Source organism: Neorhizobium sp. SOG26 (genome assembly GCF_003491345.1).
Taxonomy (GTDB): Bacteria; Pseudomonadota; Alphaproteobacteria; order Rhizobiales; family Rhizobiaceae; genus Neorhizobium; species Neorhizobium turbinariae.
Genome location: NZ_CP025512.1, coordinates 1,244,502 through 1,260,036 on the forward strand (window position 1 = coordinate 1,244,502; position 15,535 = coordinate 1,260,036).

17 protein-coding genes are annotated in these 15,535 nt (G+C 59.9%); 13 read left to right on the forward strand and 4 right to left on the reverse strand.

The window, feature by feature from the left end; translation table 11 throughout:
- Window positions 1–18 precede the first annotated feature (18 nt).
- From CYG48_RS06315 to CYG48_RS06325, 3 genes are all read left to right on the forward strand, one after another.
- Window positions 19–771, forward strand: coding sequence for an AzlC family ABC transporter permease (locus tag CYG48_RS06315; protein WP_118849591.1), 753 nt, complete (start codon window positions 19–21; stop codon window positions 769–771).
- Complete coding sequence (locus CYG48_RS06320) at window positions 768–1,106, forward strand: AzlD domain-containing protein (protein ID WP_118849592.1); 339 nt, start codon at window positions 768–770, stop codon at window positions 1,104–1,106. The genes CYG48_RS06315 and CYG48_RS06320 overlap by 4 nt, the downstream gene beginning before the upstream one ends.
- Window positions 1,107–1,173: 67 nt before the next feature.
- The gene (locus CYG48_RS06325; RefSeq protein ID WP_118849593.1) at window positions 1,174–2,100 is read left to right on the forward strand and encodes a phosphatase PAP2 family protein; all 927 of its coding nucleotides are present in this window, start codon (window positions 1,174–1,176) and stop codon (window positions 2,098–2,100) included.
- Between the two features lie 2 nt (window positions 2,101–2,102).
- On the opposite strand, the gene CYG48_RS06330 is transcribed toward CYG48_RS06325, so the two are convergent.
- Genes CYG48_RS06330 through CYG48_RS06345 form a run of 4 tightly spaced genes read right to left on the reverse strand, consistent with a single transcriptional unit; the run spans window position 2,103 to window position 4,972 of the window.
- Window positions 2,103–2,534, reverse strand: coding sequence for an HIT family protein (locus CYG48_RS06330; protein ID WP_118851518.1), 432 nt, complete (start codon window positions 2,532–2,534; stop codon window positions 2,103–2,105).
- A gap of 38 nt (window positions 2,535–2,572) precedes the next feature.
- Complete coding sequence (locus CYG48_RS06335; protein WP_118849594.1) at window positions 2,573–3,769, reverse strand: GNAT family N-acetyltransferase; 1,197 nt, start codon at window positions 3,767–3,769, stop codon at window positions 2,573–2,575.
- A 7-nt stretch (window positions 3,770–3,776) separates the two neighbouring features.
- The gene (locus tag CYG48_RS06340; protein ID WP_199925234.1) at window positions 3,777–4,505 is read right to left on the reverse strand and encodes a glycerophosphodiester phosphodiesterase; all 729 of its coding nucleotides are present in this window, start codon (window positions 4,503–4,505) and stop codon (window positions 3,777–3,779) included.
- On the reverse strand, window positions 4,502–4,972 hold the full coding sequence (locus CYG48_RS06345; RefSeq protein ID WP_118851520.1) for a RidA family protein: 471 nt from the start codon (window positions 4,970–4,972) through the stop codon (window positions 4,502–4,504). The genes CYG48_RS06340 and CYG48_RS06345 overlap by 4 nt, the downstream gene beginning before the upstream one ends.
- 108 nt (window positions 4,973–5,080) lie before the next feature.
- On the opposite strand from CYG48_RS06345, the gene CYG48_RS06350 reads away from it, so the two are divergent.
- The 10 genes from CYG48_RS06350 to bamA all read left to right on the forward strand — a co-directional run bounded on the left by CYG48_RS06350 (window position 5,081) and on the right by bamA (window position 15,515).
- Entirely contained in the window at window positions 5,081–5,929 is an 849-nt protein-coding gene (locus CYG48_RS06350; RefSeq protein ID WP_118849595.1) for a cell envelope integrity EipB family protein, read from the forward strand.
- 49 nt (window positions 5,930–5,978) lie between these two features.
- Window positions 5,979–6,590 (forward strand): LysE family translocator, encoded by a 612-nt coding sequence (locus CYG48_RS06355; RefSeq protein WP_118849596.1) that lies wholly within the window; start codon window positions 5,979–5,981, stop codon window positions 6,588–6,590.
- A gap of 171 nt (window positions 6,591–6,761) precedes the next feature.
- The gene (gene rpsB / locus CYG48_RS06365) at window positions 6,762–7,529 is read left to right on the forward strand and encodes a 30S ribosomal protein S2 (protein ID WP_117191361.1); all 768 of its coding nucleotides are present in this window, start codon (window positions 6,762–6,764) and stop codon (window positions 7,527–7,529) included.
- Window positions 7,530–7,772: 243 nt separating this feature from the next.
- Window positions 7,773–8,699, forward strand: a complete 927-nt coding sequence (gene tsf, locus CYG48_RS06370) for a translation elongation factor Ts (RefSeq protein WP_118849597.1) — start codon at window positions 7,773–7,775, stop codon at window positions 8,697–8,699.
- 135 nt (window positions 8,700–8,834) lie between these two features.
- A complete protein-coding gene (gene pyrH, locus CYG48_RS06375) occupies window positions 8,835–9,557 on the forward strand; it encodes a UMP kinase (RefSeq protein ID WP_118849598.1) in 723 nt (240 codons plus the stop codon).
- A 45-nt stretch (window positions 9,558–9,602) separates the two neighbouring features.
- Window positions 9,603–10,160 (forward strand): ribosome recycling factor, encoded by a 558-nt coding sequence (gene frr, locus CYG48_RS06380; RefSeq protein WP_118849599.1) that lies wholly within the window; start codon window positions 9,603–9,605, stop codon window positions 10,158–10,160.
- 49 nt (window positions 10,161–10,209) lie between these two features.
- On the forward strand, window positions 10,210–10,953 hold the full coding sequence (locus tag CYG48_RS06385; RefSeq protein WP_118849600.1) for an isoprenyl transferase: 744 nt from the start codon (window positions 10,210–10,212) through the stop codon (window positions 10,951–10,953).
- Entirely contained in the window at window positions 10,953–11,786 is an 834-nt protein-coding gene (locus CYG48_RS06390; protein ID WP_118849601.1) for a phosphatidate cytidylyltransferase, read from the forward strand. The genes CYG48_RS06385 and CYG48_RS06390 overlap by 1 nt, the downstream gene beginning before the upstream one ends.
- 41 nt (window positions 11,787–11,827) lie before the next feature.
- Window positions 11,828–12,949 (forward strand): RIP metalloprotease RseP, encoded by a 1,122-nt coding sequence (gene rseP / locus CYG48_RS06395; protein WP_118849602.1) that lies wholly within the window; start codon window positions 11,828–11,830, stop codon window positions 12,947–12,949.
- A gap of 196 nt (window positions 12,950–13,145) precedes the next feature.
- The gene (gene bamA, locus CYG48_RS06400) at window positions 13,146–15,515 is read left to right on the forward strand and encodes an outer membrane protein assembly factor BamA (RefSeq protein WP_118849603.1); all 2,370 of its coding nucleotides are present in this window, start codon (window positions 13,146–13,148) and stop codon (window positions 15,513–15,515) included.
- Window positions 15,516–15,535 lie beyond the last annotated feature (20 nt).

Here is a 15,535-nt window from a genome sequence, read left to right on the forward strand (position 1 = left end):
TCCGAACACGCGTGGCCGATGCAAGAGATTGACGACAATAGCGGCCGCGCGTCTTCGTGGTTCTTTGCCGGGATGCGGGGTATCCTGTCTCTGCCCGCCTTGATCCTCATGACATCCTATATCGGCTTCAGCGCCTTTGCGCTGGAAGCCGGCTTAACCCGTTGGCAGGCGGTTTTCATGACCCTGTCGATATGGGCGCTGCCGGCGCAGATGATCCTGGTCGGCTCGATGCTGAGCGGCGCACATATCGCGGCGTCCTTCCTCGCCGTCACACTCTCATCGATCCGGATGATGCCGATGGTGGCGTCCATCATGCCGGAGATGCGCACCAGCCGCACACCCGTCTGGCTTCTACTGTTCGTGTCGCATTTCATCGCCATCACCTCATGGGTCTTCGCGCTGCAGAACTTGAGGAAGGTGCCGAAAGAGCATCGGCTGGCGTATTTCTCCGGATTCTGCGTGACGCTGACCCTGACGAACTCCGTTCTGGTTGGCATCGGCTACGGGCTCGTATCGAGCTTCCCGCCCATCATCGCCGGCGCCCTGTTCATGCTGACACCCGTCTACTTCCTGTCTTCGATATGGCGAAGCGCCCAGCAGACCGTCGTACGGATTGCCTTCATCATCGGCGTCGTGATGGGACCGGTCATGGCCTATCTCGCTCCGGGCTTCGACCTTCTGTACGCCGGCATCGGGGGCGGTACGGTCGCCTATCTCATTGACCGCAGACGCCGCAGGAGCTTGGCACATCCCGCGGGAGGCGCGGCGTGATCGACGGTTGGTGGACCTATGTGGTGATCATCGTCGCCGGGTTTGTCGCGACAGATTTTTGGCGGTGGCTCGGCGTGCTGTTCGGCAATCGCCTGCGCGAGGATTCCGAAGCGCTCTATTGGGTAAAGGCGGTTGCGACGGCGCTCGTCATGGCGGTAACCGCCAAGCTCATCGTCTTTCCCACTGGGACACTTGCAGCCTCGCCACTCTGGCTGCGGCTCGCCGCCGCTGGCATCGGCTTTGCCGTGTTTCTCGCTACGGGCCGCAGGATCGCGGTTGGCGTGCTTGTGCCGATCGCGATCCTCGTGGTCGGCCTGTGGTGGATCGGCTTCTAACGTGTTCATCACATCCTAAGCTTTCGCCTGTAGCGATCGTTTACAGGTATTGGATGTGGGGCGGGGGATGCTTAATCCAGTAGAGCGGCTGATCGCCTGCACGATCCTGCTGGTCGCCGTTGTTGATATCGCTTTCGTGGTCATAAAAGACGTTGCCGTCGATATCGAAGGCTACGCGGCAGCAACGCTGATCGGGCTTTTTCTGCTGCTTTCGGGCCAGCTCTATCGCCGGTTCCGTCCAGCATTACGCGTCTCGACCGCCTTGTGCGGATCCGGCCTGTTCATTCTGTTTTCCCTGGTCTGCTCAACGCTGAACTACACGTTCTTGCCCACCGTCAACCAGTCGATCGACCCATTCCTCATGCGCTTCGACGCCATGCTCGGCTACGACTGGCCTTCGGTTGTCACCTTCGCCGCGCAGCATTCATGGATCGGCTACACGCTGTTTCTCGTCTATGCGACGTCGCTGCCGCAGCTCCTGCTGCTGGTGTGCTGGTACGGCTTCAGCGGTGATGACCGAAGGCTGCACCATTTCCTGCTGACTGGCATAATCGGAGCGCTTGCTTCCGTCATCTTCTGGTTCTTTTTCCCGACATTCGGCGCAACGTCCTACTATTCGCTTCCGCAATGGGTGATGGAGACGATCCCCCTTGCCGTTGATCCGGCCTATGGGCGGGAACTGCTGCGGCTGGCGGCGGAAGGGGTGAGCTACCTTTCACCCAACAACGTCCTGGGCCTGATTGCCTTTCCATCCTTCCACATCGTGATGGCGTGCATGTCACTGGCCTTCGCACCACGGCTGATGCCGGTCCGGATCCTGTTCTACGTTATGAACGCCCTGATGTTTCCGGCTGTCCTGGTCCAGGGCGGGCACTTCCTCGTCGACATCGCAGGTGGTGTGATCATGTTTCTGCTGGCCTGGCTGTTTGCGCGCGCGCTCCTGTCGAGGCTGAGCCCAGAGCGCGCACCGTCAACGACGCTTCAGGTCGCCTGAACTTACTCAGCCAATGCCTCGATCAGCTTCCGTGCGTGGGCAGCCAGCACTTCATTGTCTTCCATTTGACCCGAATGCGGGCGAAGGGCGACGCCTTCGTAACGCGGAACGATGTGGAAATGCAGGTGGAACACGGTCTGCCCGGCAGGCGCCTCGTTGAACTGCATGATGGTAATGCCGTCAGCCTCGAAGGCTTCCTTGGCGACCTTGGCAAGCCGCTGCACCACCGGCATCAGCTTCGACAGAACGGCCGGATCCGCATCGAGCACATTGCGCGACGGCGCCTTCGGTATCACCAGGAGGTGACCTGGCGACTGCGGCATGACATCCATGAAGGCGAGCGTGTCATCATCTTCATAGACGCGGTGGGAGGGAATTTCGCCGCGCAGGATTTTGCCGAAGATGTTGTTGGCGTCGTAGGTCTGGTTGCTCATGATCTTGTCTCTCTCATGCGGTGTCGCGGCGTTGGTTCTCAATCCTGTTCCTGCTGACGCTCCCCCTTGCGAAAGGGGCTGTGCTCCTGCAGGTACTCGTTCATGTATTCCACTTCCTGGCGTTCGCGCTCAAGATAGTCGGCAACGGCGCGGCGCAAGCCAGGATGGGCGATGTAATGCATCGAATGCGTTGTCACCGGCAGGTAACCGCGCGCCAGCTTGTGTTCGCCCTGCGCACCGGCTTCGACACGCTGCAGGCCCTTGGCAAGCGCAAAATCGATCGCCTGGTGGTAACACACCTCAAAATGCAGGAAGGGGTGGTCTTCGATACAGCCCCAATGGCGACCGTATAGCGCATCGCCACCGATGAAATTGATGGCTCCAGCGATGTAACGGCCGTCGCGCCTGGCCATGACGAGCAGGATGTCGTCGGCCATGCGCTCGCCGATGAGCGAGTAGAATTGCCGGGTCAGGTAGGGCCGGCCCCACTTGCGCCCGCCGGTGTCCATGTAGAATTCGTAGAACTGGTCCCAGATGGCTTCCGTCAGGTCTTTGCCGGTGAGCCAGTCGATCGTGATGCCGTTCTCAAGCGCGGCACGGCGTTCCTTCTTCAGCGCCTTGCGCTTTCGTGATGCCAGCGTCTCCAGAAAGGCCTCATGATCGGCATACCCTTGGTTCAGGAAGTGAAACTGCTTGTCCGTGCGGTGCAGGTATTCCGCTTCCTCGAAGGCTGCCAGTTGGGATTCCGCCACGAAGGTGACGTGGGCTGAGGACACGCCGAGTTGTCGTGTCACTTCCTGGAGACCTGCTGCGAGCGTCAGTTCCGTTGACGGCTTGTCGTAGCCTGCGGAGACAAGGAGGCGAGGGCCGGTTGCCGGCGTGAAAGGCACCGAGCATTGAAGCTTTGGATAATAGCGACCACCGGCGCGCTCGAAGGCGTCCGCCCAGCCATGGTCGAAAACATATTCACCCTGGCTGTGGTTCTTGAGATAACCCGGCACTGCACCGATCAAGTCGCCTTTGTCATCCTCTAGCAGGAGGTGATGCCCCAGCCATCCGGTCTTTGCTGTTGCAGACCCGGATTCTTCCAGCGCTGACAAAAAAGCGTGAGATATGAAGGGGTTATAGGGTGTCCCGTCCGTTGCATCCCTGGATGCGCCGGAAAGGCGCGACCAGCTCTGGGAACTGATCGCGCTCAGCGACTGCTCGACACGGATTGTCAGTTTACCGGTCATTCGTCCCTTATTGGGCATCCATTTCACGCGGGTCGAAACCCTCGAAGGTCATTTGGTCCGCATGAAGATAGCTTTGAGCCCGTCCGTTTCCATCCCTCACGGTCCAGGTAATCACCGGGACACCTGATCCCCGCTGCGCGGTGATGAAGCTGTTTGGCAAATGCGGCCAATGGTAGGAGATGAAATCGAGCCCGAGTTGCATTGCCTCGTCGTGCTTGAAGAAGTCTTCCGGCTTGTCTCCTTCCGCGGTGAGCCCGACCGGCCAGGGGGAACCGGCCATTTTCAGGTCCCTCAGGATATGGTGGTCGAAGCTCATCAGGGCGACCTTGCCCTTGTATCCTTCCAGCGCTTCGAGCACGGCTTCGGCAAAACCGTCATCGTCGCCTGCGGTGCGGCCCTTGACCTCGATGACCAGCGGAACGCGACCGTCCACGAGCTGGAGCATCTGCTTCAGCGTCGGGACCTTGTCCTTCGTGCCGCCAACGGCGAGCATGCCAAGCTCGGCAGAAGTCTTCTCACGCAGATCACCCTTGATGCCGCACAGACGCTGGAGGTCGTCATCGTGGAAGACCACCGGCACGCTGTCGGCCGCAAGCTGCACGTCACATTCGATCGCAAAGCCCGCTTCCGCGGCACGCGCAAAGGCGGACAGGGTGTTTTCCCAAACCAGCTTGTTCGTGTCGTGGTAGCCGCGGTGGGCGATCGGCGTTTCCTTGATCCAGCTTGTATCGGTCATGCCGTGATCTCGATAATGGCTTCGATTTCAACCGATGCGTTGAGCGGCAGCGCGGCCATGCCGACGGCGGCGCGTGCATGCTTGCCGGCATCGCCGAGGACGTTGGCGATCAGGTTGGAGGCGCCGTTGGTAACCACATGCTGTTCGACGAAGTCCGGAGCGGACGCGACAAAGCTCGAAAGTTTCACCACCTGCTTCACGCGTCCCAGATCACCGCCGAGAGCTGCCTTGGCCTGGGCAAGGATGTTGATCGCGCAGAGTTCTGCCGCGCGGGTTGCCGTCGTGACATCGACATCGCGTCCCACCAGGCCCGTCACGGCAACCTTGCCGTTTTCGTTCGGCAACTGGCCGGAAATGAACAGAAGATTGCCGGTGATCACGTAGGGAAGGTAGTTGGCGGCAGGCGCAGCTGCAACGGGTAGGGTGATCCCCAATTCCTTCAGGCGCGCTTCGATTGCTTCGGCCACATCAGACTCCGTTTTGTTGTAAAAAATCCAAAAATCCTGCATCAAGGCCTTAGCTTGGCCAGATGCAGTTCTTATTACACCTGGGCTGAGTCCAACAGGAGAATGTGAATGTTGCGCAAGAGCCTCGTGGCGCTCCTTTTCGGCGGGTCGAGCCTGGTCGTTGCTACTTCAAGCGAGGCGACTGTCGAGAGCGGGGCTCGGGCACTGGTGCCACATCGCGCCATTTACGATCTCAAGCTGAAGGATGCATCGGAGCGCTCCGGCATCGAAGGCATGGTCGGGCGCATGGTCTACGAGTTCACGGGCTCGGCCTGCACTGGGTTCTCGACCAACTTCCGGCTCGTCACCAAGATCAGCACCGGCGAGGAGACGCGTCTCAGCGACCAGCAGACGACGACCTACGAGGATCTGACGGCCGGCCAGTTCCACTTCGAGACGAAGTCTTTCACGGACGAGCAGCTCGACAAGCAACTGGTAGGCGACGCCAAGGCAGCCGAGAACGGCGTCAAGGTGGAGCTGACGCAGCCGGATGGCCGCGAGATCGAACTGCCGATGAGCGACTTCCCGACCGGCCACATGCTGGATGTGATTGAAAACGCCAAGCAGGGGAAGAACTTCTTTGAAGCGCGCGTCTTTGATGGATCCGAAAATGGCGACCAGGCGCTTGTGACGACAACGGTCATCGGCAAGAAGCAGGAGCCGGCGAAGGACGATGCGGACGCCGAGAAGGCAGGTGAGTTCGCCACGGAACCTTACTGGCCGGTGACCATCGCTTACTTCAACGAGAGCGCGGTGGGGGATCCGACGCCGGTCTACAACATGTCGTTCAAGCTTTATGAAAACGGCATCACCCGCGACCTTACCATGGACTACGGCGACTTTTCGCTGTCCGGCAACCTGGTGAAGCTGGAAACGCTGAAGCCGCAGGAAGACACATGTCCCGCTCCGTCTAAGTAGGTGGGGCGCAGCAAGCATTTTTCGTATCTCGCACCTCCGGGAGGGGACAATGAGCATCGAATTCCTGCTGACATCGCTTTTCATCATCGCCTCGCCGGGAACTGGCGCGCTTTACACGATCGCCGCGGGGCTGACGCGTGGCGGGCGGGCGAGCCTCATTGCTGCCTTCGGCTGCACGCTCGGGATCATCCCGCATATGGCGGCCGCGATTACGGGTTTGGCGGCGATCCTGCACACCAGTGCGCTCGCCTTCGACATAATCAAGTATCTTGGCGTCGCCTACCTTCTCTACATGGCCTGGAACACCTTGCGGGAGAAGGGCGCGTTGAGCGTGGACGAGGGGAACGTGCCGAAGTCGGCACGGCAGGTAATTGTCACCAGCATCCTGATCAACATCCTCAATCCGAAGCTGTCGATCTTCTTCTTTGCCTTCCTGCCGCAGTTCGTTCCGTCGCAGGATCCGGGCGCGTTCCTCAAGATGCTGACGCTGAGTGCGCTCTTCATGGCCATGACCTTCATCGTCTTTGCGATCTACGGATGCTTTGCCGCTGTCATGCGCGACCAGGTAATCAGCCGTCCACGCGTGCTCGCCTGGATGCGGCGCAGCTTCGCGGCAGCCTTTGTCGGGCTTGGCGCCAAGCTCGCACTGACAGAGAGGTGATTTCTCGCCTTTGCCGCTTGCTTTTCCGGCCTAACAGCTATATGGCCACCACCATTCCACACGTAAGGCATGGGATCGGTCGGGAGAAATCCGAACGGTTCCGCCCGGTGGCGTCCTCGAAGAGGATGCTGGTCGCCTTGCGGAGGTTCAACCGGAAAAGGAGAAAAAGGCATGGCATTGCCTGATTTCAGCATGCGCCAGCTTCTGGAAGCTGGTGTTCACTTCGGCCACCAGACCCATCGCTGGAACCCGAAGATGAAGCCGTACATCTTCGGCGATCGTAACAACATCCACATCATCGACCTGGCTCAGACCGTTCCGATGCTGTCGCGCGCCCTTCAGGTCGTGTCCGACACCGTTGCTCGTGGCGGCCGCGTTCTGTTCGTTGGTACCAAGCGCCAGGCTTCTGAACTGATCGCCGACTCGGCGAAGCGTTCGGCCCAGTACTACGTCAACTCCCGCTGGCTCGGCGGAATGATGACCAACTGGAAGACCATTTCGAACTCGATCCAGCGTCTGCGCAAGCTCGACGAGATCCTCGGCTCGGAGCAGTCCGGCTACTCCAAGAAGGAGCGCCTGAACCTCGAGCGCGAACGCGAAAAGCTTGAAAAGGCTCTCGGCGGTATCCGCGACATGGGTGGCACGCCGGACCTGATGTTCATCATCGACACGAACAAGGAAAAGATCGCTATCGATGAAGCCAAGCGCCTGGGTATCCCGGTCGTTGCCATCATCGACTCGAACTGCGATCCGGACCTCATCGACTATCCGATCCCGGGTAACGACGACGCTTCGCGCGCCATCGCTCTCTACACCGACCTGATCGCTCGCGCTGCCATCGACGGCATCGCTCGCCAGCAGGGCGCTTCGGGCCGTGACCTTGGCGCTTCCGCTGAAGCTCCGATCGAGCCGGCTCTCGAAGGCGAAGCAGAAGCTTAAGGCCGTCCGGGCGGCTCATCCGCTCGGCTCCGTGATTACGACAGAGGCCAGAGATACCGTTATCCCTGGCCTTCGTCATTTGAAGCGACCGTCACCGCAGGCCATTGAGGCCCGTCGTAGAGACAGTCGCGACCGTGATGTCTAGCATCACGCCGTCATACATCCGGGTACATTCGTCCCAAAACCTCGAGTCTGCCGACGTTCTTCCGGCGACACGCAATCGAAACGATAAGAGGCACGAAAATGGCTGAAATCACCGCTGCACTTGTTAAGGAACTGCGCGAAAAGTCTGGCGCTGGCATGATGGACTGCAAGAAGGCACTTGCTGAAAACAATGGCGACATCGAAGCAGCCATCGACTGGCTGCGCGCCAAGGGTATCGCAAAGGCCGACAAGAAGTCTGGCCGTACCGCTGCAGAAGGCCTGATCGGCGTTGCCAGCAACGGCACCAAGGCCGTTGTTGTTGAAATCAACTCCGAAACCGACTTCGTTGCCCGTAACGACGCATTCCAGAGCATGGTTCGCGGCGTAGCCGACGTTGCTCTTGGCACCGATGGCTCGGTTGACGCCGTCAGCGCTGCTACCTACCCGGCAACCGGCAAGTCCGTTACCGACACCATCAAGGACGCAGTTGCCACCATCGGCGAAAACATGAACCTGCGCCGTTCGGCTGCTCTTGAAGTCGAAGACGGCGTTGTTGCCACCTACATCCACAACGCTGCTGCTGACCGTCTCGGCAAGCTCGGTGTTCTGGTTGCCCTCAAGTCCACCGGCAACAAGGACGCTCTGAACGCCATCGGCCGCCAGATCGCCATGCACATCGCTGCAACCAACCCGCTCGCCATCCGCGCCGAAGAAGTCGACGCAGCTGTTGCCGAGCGCGAGCGCAACGTGTTCATCGAGCAGTCGCGCGCTTCCGGCAAGCCGGACGCCATCATCGAAAAGATGGTTGAAGGCCGCATGCGCAAGTTCTTCGAAGAAGTTGCACTTCTCTCGCAGGCTTTCGTCATCAACCCCGACCAGACCGTCGGCGATGCCGTCAAGGCTGCTGAAAAGGAAGTTGGCGCGCCGATCGAAATCACGGGCATGGCCCGCCTGCTGCTCGGCGAAGGCGTTGAAAAGGAAGAGTCCGACTTCGCTGCTGAAGTCGCGGCTGTTGCCAAGGGCTGATCGCCCTCAATTGGCCTGAGTTATTCAGCATCCAAATCTGCGAAATAGAAAAGGGCACCGGTGACAAGCCGGTGCCCTTCGTGTATCCGCAAACGCGTTTGACCTTGCCCAGGCAGTTTTCCCAAGGAGTAGCCGATGTCGTCCAAGCCAATCTACAAGCGTGTCTTGCTCAAGGCTTCCGGCGAGGCGCTCATGGGCAGCCAGGGCTTCGGCATCGACGTGAATGTTGCCGACCGGATCGCCTCTGATATCGCCGAGGCTCGCGCCATGGGCGTGGACGTTGGGGTGGTTGTCGGCGGCGGCAACATCTTCCGCGGTGTCGCAGTCGCCTCGAAGGGCGGCGATCGCGTGACGGGCGACCACATGGGCATGCTCGGCACGGTGATCAACGCACTGGCGCTTGCAACCTCGCTGCGAAAGCAGAACATCGACACGGTTGTCTTGTCGGCGATCTCCATGCCCGAGATTTGCGAAAGCTTCTCGCAACGCCAGGCGCTGCATCACCTCGCACAGGGTCGCGTCGTGATCTTCGCGGGCGGCACCGGCAACCCGTTCTTCACGACCGACTCGGCCGCGGCGCTGCGTGCCGCCGAAATCGGTGCCGAGGCAATCCTGAAGGGCACCCAGGTCGACGGCATCTACACCGCCGACCCGAAGAAGGATCCAACCGCGACTCGGTTCGAGACGCTGACGCATGGCGAAGTGCTGGAAAAGGGTCTCGCCGTCATGGACGTCGCGGCTGTGGCACTGGCGCGCGAAAACGCAATCCCGATCATCGTCTTCTCGATCCACGAGAAAGGCGGGTTCGCGCAAATCTTGACCGGCGGCGGTCGCAAGACCATCGTAGCTGACGATTGAACGGCAGCGTTGAACGCTGCCAGGAAAAGTTAAGGGAGTATTCGGATGAGTGGAATTGATCTTAGTGACATCAAGCGGCGCATGGATGGTGCAGTCGCCGCATTCAAGAACGATATCGCATCTCTGCGTACCGGCCGTGCGTCGGCCAACATCCTCGACCCGGTAACGGTTGAAGCCTATGGATCGCGCGTGCCGCTGAACCAGGTTGCCAACATCACCGTGCCGGAGCCGCGCATGCTCGGCGTGTCCATCTGGGACAAGTCCATGGTGGGTGCCGTCGATCGCGCCATCCGCGAATCGCATCTCGGCCTCAACCCGATCGTTGACGGCCAGAACCTGCGTATTCCGCTTCCGGAGCTTAACGAAGAGCGCCGCAAGTCGCTCGTCAAGGTTGCCCATGACTATGCCGAAAAGGCCAAGGTGGCGGCTCGCCACGTGCGCCGCGACGGCATGGATGGACTGAAAAAGGCGGAAAAAGACGGGGTAATCGGCCAGGACGAAAGCCGCGCCCAGTCGGAAAAAGTACAGAAGATGACGGACGAGACGATTTCGGAAGTCGACCGCTTGCTTGCCGAGAAAGAAAAGGAAATCATGCAGGTCTAGCTGGCGCAGGCCACCCTGTTACTTGGCCTGCTGAAGGAAACGCATCGAAATGGCGAAGCTTGAACTTGCGATAATTCCTCAACACGTTGCCATCATCATGGATGGCAACGGGCGGTGGGCCAACAAGCGTGGGCTGCCGCGCACTGTCGGGCACAGCAAGGGTGTCGAGGCAGTTCGCGAGACCGTACGTGCCGCGGGCGAGGCGGGCGTCAAATATCTGACGCTGTTCGCCTTCTCCTCGGAAAACTGGCGCCGGCCCGAGAGCGAGGTGAACGACCTCCTGGGCCTGCTGCGCCGGTTCATCCGTCGCGACCTGGCTGAACTGCACCGCGAAAACGTGCGAATCAAGATTATCGGTGAGCGCGAGAACCTGCGTGGCGACATCCTTCCGCTTCTTCTGGAGGCGGAGGAGACCACCAAGTTCAATACGGCCCTGACGCTGGTGATCGCCTTCAACTATGGTGCTCGCAATGAGATTGCGCGCGCCATGGCCAAGCTTGCCACGCAGGTGGAGCAGGGCGCCCTCAAGGCGTCAGACATTGATGTCGAGATGATAAGTCGCAATCTCGACACCGCTGAAATCCCGGATCCTGAACTGATCATCCGGACGAGTGGCGAAGAGCGACTTTCGAACTTCCTGCTCTGGCAGGCGGCCTATTCGGAGCTCGTCTTCATTCCCGACTACTGGCCGGATTTCGACCGCAGGCTCTTCAACCATGCGCTGGAGATCTTCGCCTCGCGTGACCGCCGGTTCGGTGGCCTGTCAACCAAGACCGCTGCGGTGGTTGGTTGATGAGCGGGGAACTCAAGCGTCGCATTCTTTCCGGGATCGTTCTGGCCGTCGTCATCCTGGCCGCGACCTACTATGGCGGCATCTGGTTCCGCCTTGTCGCGGCGCTCACGGCGCTGCTGATCTATTACGAATGGTCAACGATGACGCGGCTGGCGGAGCGCAACTTCCGCACCAATGCCTTCGGTTGGGTCATCATCGCGCTTTTGGCTGCCGACCTTGTTCTCAATGAAGGCGTCTTCAGCGTGCCGCTTCTGGGTGGTGCATCGATCACGGCGATCCTTCTGGTTCTGCTCGGGCGAGCCAACTGGTGGCTCCCCGGCGGCATCGTCTACGCGGGCCTGAGCGGCATCTCGCTTGCTGCGATCCGCGCCGATGACCAGGCGGGCCTGATGGCGATGCTGTTCATTTTCGCTGTTGTCTGGGCGACCGACATCCTCGCCTACTTCGTGGGCCGCGCCTTGAAGGGTCCAAAGCTCGCGCCGCGAATCTCGCCCGGCAAGACCTGGTCCGGTGCGGTCGGCGGTACCGTTTCGGCAATCATCGCGAGCTCGGCTCTGACGCTTGTCGTTTTTTCGCGCCTGTCGCTGTGGACGATTGTCATCGCCTTTCTGCTCTCGGTTGCGAGCCAGATTGGTGATCTCTTCGAATCCTTCATCAAGCGCAGGTTCGGCGTGAAGGACTCAAGCCACCTCATCCCTGGACATGGCGGCGTGATGGATCGGGTCGATGGCCTCGTTTTCGCCTGCTTCGCAGCGTTTTTGCTGTCTGTAGCGTATTCGGCCCTGGCGGGCCGTCCCGAAATGCCCGTAGCGGCCTTCCTGTTTGGATACTGACGTCCATCGACGGTCGATGCATTTGTGAAACGGAAACTCCGATGGCCATCTTCAGCTTCCTCACCGGCTATATCATTCCCTTCATTCTGGTGCTGTCCCTGCTCGTCTTCGTGCACGAGATGGGCCACTATCTGGTGGGTCGCTGGTGCGGAATCCGCTCGACCGCATTCTCTGTTGGCTTTGGCCCGGAGCTTGTCGGCTTCACCGACAAACATGGCACGCGATGGAAGCTCTCGGCCATCCCGCTTGGCGGCTATGTGAAATTCTACGGCGACGACGATGTCGCCAGCATGCCGGATGCCACCGGTTTGGAAGGACTTTCCGAAGCCGAAAAGGCGCAGACGCTTGCCGGCGCAAAGCTGTGGAAAAGAGCGGCCACGGTCGCTGCCGGTCCAATTGCCAATTTCATCCTGGCGATTGCCATCTTCGCCGTTCTCTTCAGCGTCTATGGCAAGGTCATTGCTGACCCGGTCGTCGCCGAAGTACAGCCCAACAGTGCGGCCGAGGCTGCCGGCGTTCTGCCGGGCGACCGGCTGGTGGCGCTCGATGGGACCCGCATCCGCACCTTCGACGATGTCCGCCGTTATGTCAGCATCCGGCCGGAAACGCCCATCACCGTGACTGTCGAACGCGACGGGCGCGACATGGACCTGCCGATGGTGCCGAAGCGCTCGGAAGTGACCGACCAGTTCGGCAACAAGGTCGAACTCGGACTGATCGGGATCGTCACCAACGAGCAGCGCGGCAACTTCCGCGTCGAAACCTTCTCGCCGATCCAGGCGGTCAGCGAAGGCGTAAAGGAAACCGGGCACATCATTACCGGCACGTTCCGTTATATCGGCAATCTCGTCACGGGGCGCATGAAGGCGGACCAGCTTGGTGGGCCGGTGAGGGTGGCCCAGGCATCCGGCCAGATGGCGACCTTGGGCTTTGCCGCGGTGGTGCAACTGGCTGCCGTCTTGTCTGTCTCGATCGGCCTCCTGAACCTCATGCCTGTGCCAGTTCTGGACGGCGGGCATCTCGTATTTTACGCGATCGAGGCAATTCGCGGACGCCCGCTCGGCGCCGGCGCTCAGGACATTGCCTTCAGGATTGGGCTTGCCATGGTGCTTAGTCTCATGGTCTTTGCGACCTTCAACGACATCACCAACCTGATCGGTTAACCCTTAAAAACAGGCGAAATAACAGTTTGTTGACCATGTTTCCAACAGTTGCGTGGCCATTGGGCCACGGCTATGAAGGAAGTAAATAGAAATTAACGCGATAGCTTGCTTGTAGGGCAAAAGAAGGTAAAACCACACACGTGGCCGGAGTCGGGTTCCGCCCGCCGAGGGACAACGGGAAAAGGTAAAGATTGAAATGAAGGCTGGTTCAAAGTTTTTGAACGCAGTGTCGGCGGTTGCGCTGTCTGCTAGTGTTGTTGCCCCCGGCGCAGGTGTTGTGGTGCTTGCCTCCACCCAGTCTGCCGAGGCTGCAGTCGTGCGCAACATTGCTGTGCGCGGCGCTCAGCGGGCAGGCGAAGAGGCTGTTCGTTCCAACCTCACGATCCGTCCCGGTGTGAGTTTTTCCAATAGCGATGTCGATGAATCCGTCCGTCGCCTTTACGCAACCGGCTACTTCTCAGATGTGAAGATCGCTGTTTCCGGCGGCACGCTGGTCGTGACGGTTAGCGAAGCGCAGCTGGTCAACACGGTTGTCTTCAACGGCAATCGCAAGATCACCGACGAGAAGCTCCAGGCTGCTGTTCAGACCCAGCCGCTCGGCCCCTACACCGAAACCATGGTGAATGCTGACATCGAGCGTCTGCGCCAGGCGTATAGCGCCATCGGCCGCAGCGACGTTCAGATCACGACGCAGGTCGTGCCGGTGGGCCAGGGTCGCGTTAACCTTGCCTTCGTGATCAACGAGGGCGACCGCACCAAGATTGCTGATATCGATTTCGTCGGCAACCAGGCTTATGGCGACAGCCGCCTGAAGGCCGTTATCCTGACGAAGGAATCCGGTCCGCTGTCGTTCCTGACCCGTAAGGACGTCTATAGCGAAGACAAGCTGCGTGCCGACGAGGATGCGCTGCGCCAGTTCTACTACAACCACGGCTATCCTGACTTCCGTGTGATCTCGTCGAACGCCGTGCTCGACGAAGCCAACAACAAGTACAACATTACCTTCACTGTCGAAGAAGGCCAGCGCTACCAGTACGGTCCGATCGGCGTCGAATCGACGGTTGACGGCATCAGCGGCCAGGATCTTCAGGGTCTCGTGCAGACTCGGGAGGGTGCTACCTACGACGCCCGCGAAGTCCAGAAGACGATGGAAGCGATCTCGCGTCGTGTTGCCTCTGCCGGTTATCCGTTCGCACGTGTTACGCCGCGCGGCGACCGTAACCTTCAGAACGGCACGATCGGCGTAACCTATCTCGTCGACCAGGGCGAGCGCGCCTATGTCGAGCGCATCGAAGTGCGCGGTAATACCCGCACGCGCGACTATGTCATTCGCCGCGAGTTCGACTTCAGCGAAGGCGACGCCTTCAACCAGGAAATGATCTCGCGCGCCAAGCGCCGCCTCGAAGCGCTGGGCTACTTCACTAAGGTCAATATCTCGACGTCGCAGGGCAGTTCGCCAGACAGGGTTGTCGTTATCGTTGACGTGGAAGACCAGGCAACCGGTTCGTTCGGTATCGGTGCCGGTTACTCCCCGGGCAGCAGCGGCAATGGCTTCCTGCTCGAAGCTTCTGTTGAAGAAAAGAACTTCCTTGGTCGTGGCCAGTTCATCCGCGTCGCCGTTGGTGGCGGTCTTGAGGATGCTCGCACCTACAACATCTCGTTCACCGAGCCTTATTTCCTCGGTTATCGTCTGGCCGCCGGCTTCGACCTCTTCAAGAACCGTACGTCATCCAACGACTACTACGACTACGACGAACAGGGCGTAACGCTGCGCGTAACGGCGCCGATCACCGAAGATCTGGCAACGACCTTCCGTTACACCTATAAGCAGATCGAATACGGCAACGATGGCGCCTATGGTGCGGACAATCTGCCGTTTACGGCTGATGACAACCTGTCCTATCCATACATCTCGATGGTGGACAAGGGCGAGTTCGTTCAGTCGTCGATCTCGCAGACGTTGACCTACAACACGCTCGACAGCACCACGCTGGCACGTGAAGGTATGTACGCCACGTTTACGCATGAATATGCGGGTCTTGGCGGCGACTCCGACTTCTACAAGATCTCGGCGCGTGCACGTTACTTCCACACGCTCTCCACCGAAGCCGACCTGATCGGCTCGATTGCGATCGGCGCCGGCCATGTCTTCGCAACGGGTGACCGCCTGCGCGTCTTCGACCAGTTCACGCTGGGTGGTCGTCAGGTTCGTGGCTTCGAAAACGACGGTATCGGTCCGCGCACGGTTGATCACGGCGATCCGCTTGGCGGCACGACCTACTTCACCGCATCGGCTGAAATGACGATGCCGATGCCGGCAATTCCGGAAGACTTCGGGCTCCGCGCTGCAGTCTTTGCTGACGCCGGTACGCTCTATGGCAACAAGGTCGATCTCGGCACCAGCACGGCGCAGGGCACCGACATGACCTGGCGTGCATCGGTCGGTGCGGGCATCATGTGGGCCTCGCCGTTCGGCAACATCCGCTTCGACTATGCGCATCCTGTGGTGAAGGAAGACTTCGACGAGACCCAGGAATTCCGGTTCAGCATGGCGAACCAGTTCTGATCGTTTCCGCCCGCTCGTCG

Excerpts from the sequence above, each read along its gene's own strand:
- CYG48_RS06325 (WP_118849593.1), top strand. The coding sequence starts at position 1,174 with ATGCTTAATCCAGTAGAGCGGCTGATCGCCTGCACGATCCTGCTGGTC.
- CYG48_RS06335 (WP_118849594.1), bottom strand. The coding sequence starts at position 3,769 with ATGACCGGTAAACTGACAATCCGTGTCGAGCAGTCGCTGAGCGCGATC.
- CYG48_RS06390 (WP_118849601.1), top strand. The coding sequence starts at position 10,953 with ATGAGCGGGGAACTCAAGCGTCGCATTCTTTCCGGGATCGTTCTGGCC.
- CYG48_RS06315 (WP_118849591.1), top strand. The coding sequence starts at position 19 with ATGCAAGAGATTGACGACAATAGCGGCCGCGCGTCTTCGTGGTTCTTT.
- CYG48_RS06350 (WP_118849595.1), top strand. The coding sequence starts at position 5,081 with ATGTTGCGCAAGAGCCTCGTGGCGCTCCTTTTCGGCGGGTCGAGCCTG.
- frr (WP_118849599.1), top strand. The coding sequence starts at position 9,603 with ATGAGTGGAATTGATCTTAGTGACATCAAGCGGCGCATGGATGGTGCA.
- CYG48_RS06385 (WP_118849600.1), top strand. The coding sequence starts at position 10,210 with ATGGCGAAGCTTGAACTTGCGATAATTCCTCAACACGTTGCCATCATC.
- CYG48_RS06355 (WP_118849596.1), top strand. The coding sequence starts at position 5,979 with ATGAGCATCGAATTCCTGCTGACATCGCTTTTCATCATCGCCTCGCCG.
- rpsB (WP_117191361.1), top strand. The coding sequence starts at position 6,762 with ATGGCATTGCCTGATTTCAGCATGCGCCAGCTTCTGGAAGCTGGTGTT.
- CYG48_RS06330 (WP_118851518.1), bottom strand. The coding sequence starts at position 2,534 with ATGAGCAACCAGACCTACGACGCCAACAACATCTTCGGCAAAATCCTG.
- tsf (WP_118849597.1), top strand. The coding sequence starts at position 7,773 with ATGGCTGAAATCACCGCTGCACTTGTTAAGGAACTGCGCGAAAAGTCT.
- rseP (WP_118849602.1), top strand. The coding sequence starts at position 11,828 with ATGGCCATCTTCAGCTTCCTCACCGGCTATATCATTCCCTTCATTCTG.
- pyrH (WP_118849598.1), top strand. The coding sequence starts at position 8,835 with ATGTCGTCCAAGCCAATCTACAAGCGTGTCTTGCTCAAGGCTTCCGGC.
- bamA (WP_118849603.1), top strand. The coding sequence starts at position 13,146 with ATGAAGGCTGGTTCAAAGTTTTTGAACGCAGTGTCGGCGGTTGCGCTG.
- CYG48_RS06340 (WP_199925234.1), bottom strand. The coding sequence starts at position 4,505 with ATGACCGATACAAGCTGGATCAAGGAAACGCCGATCGCCCACCGCGGC.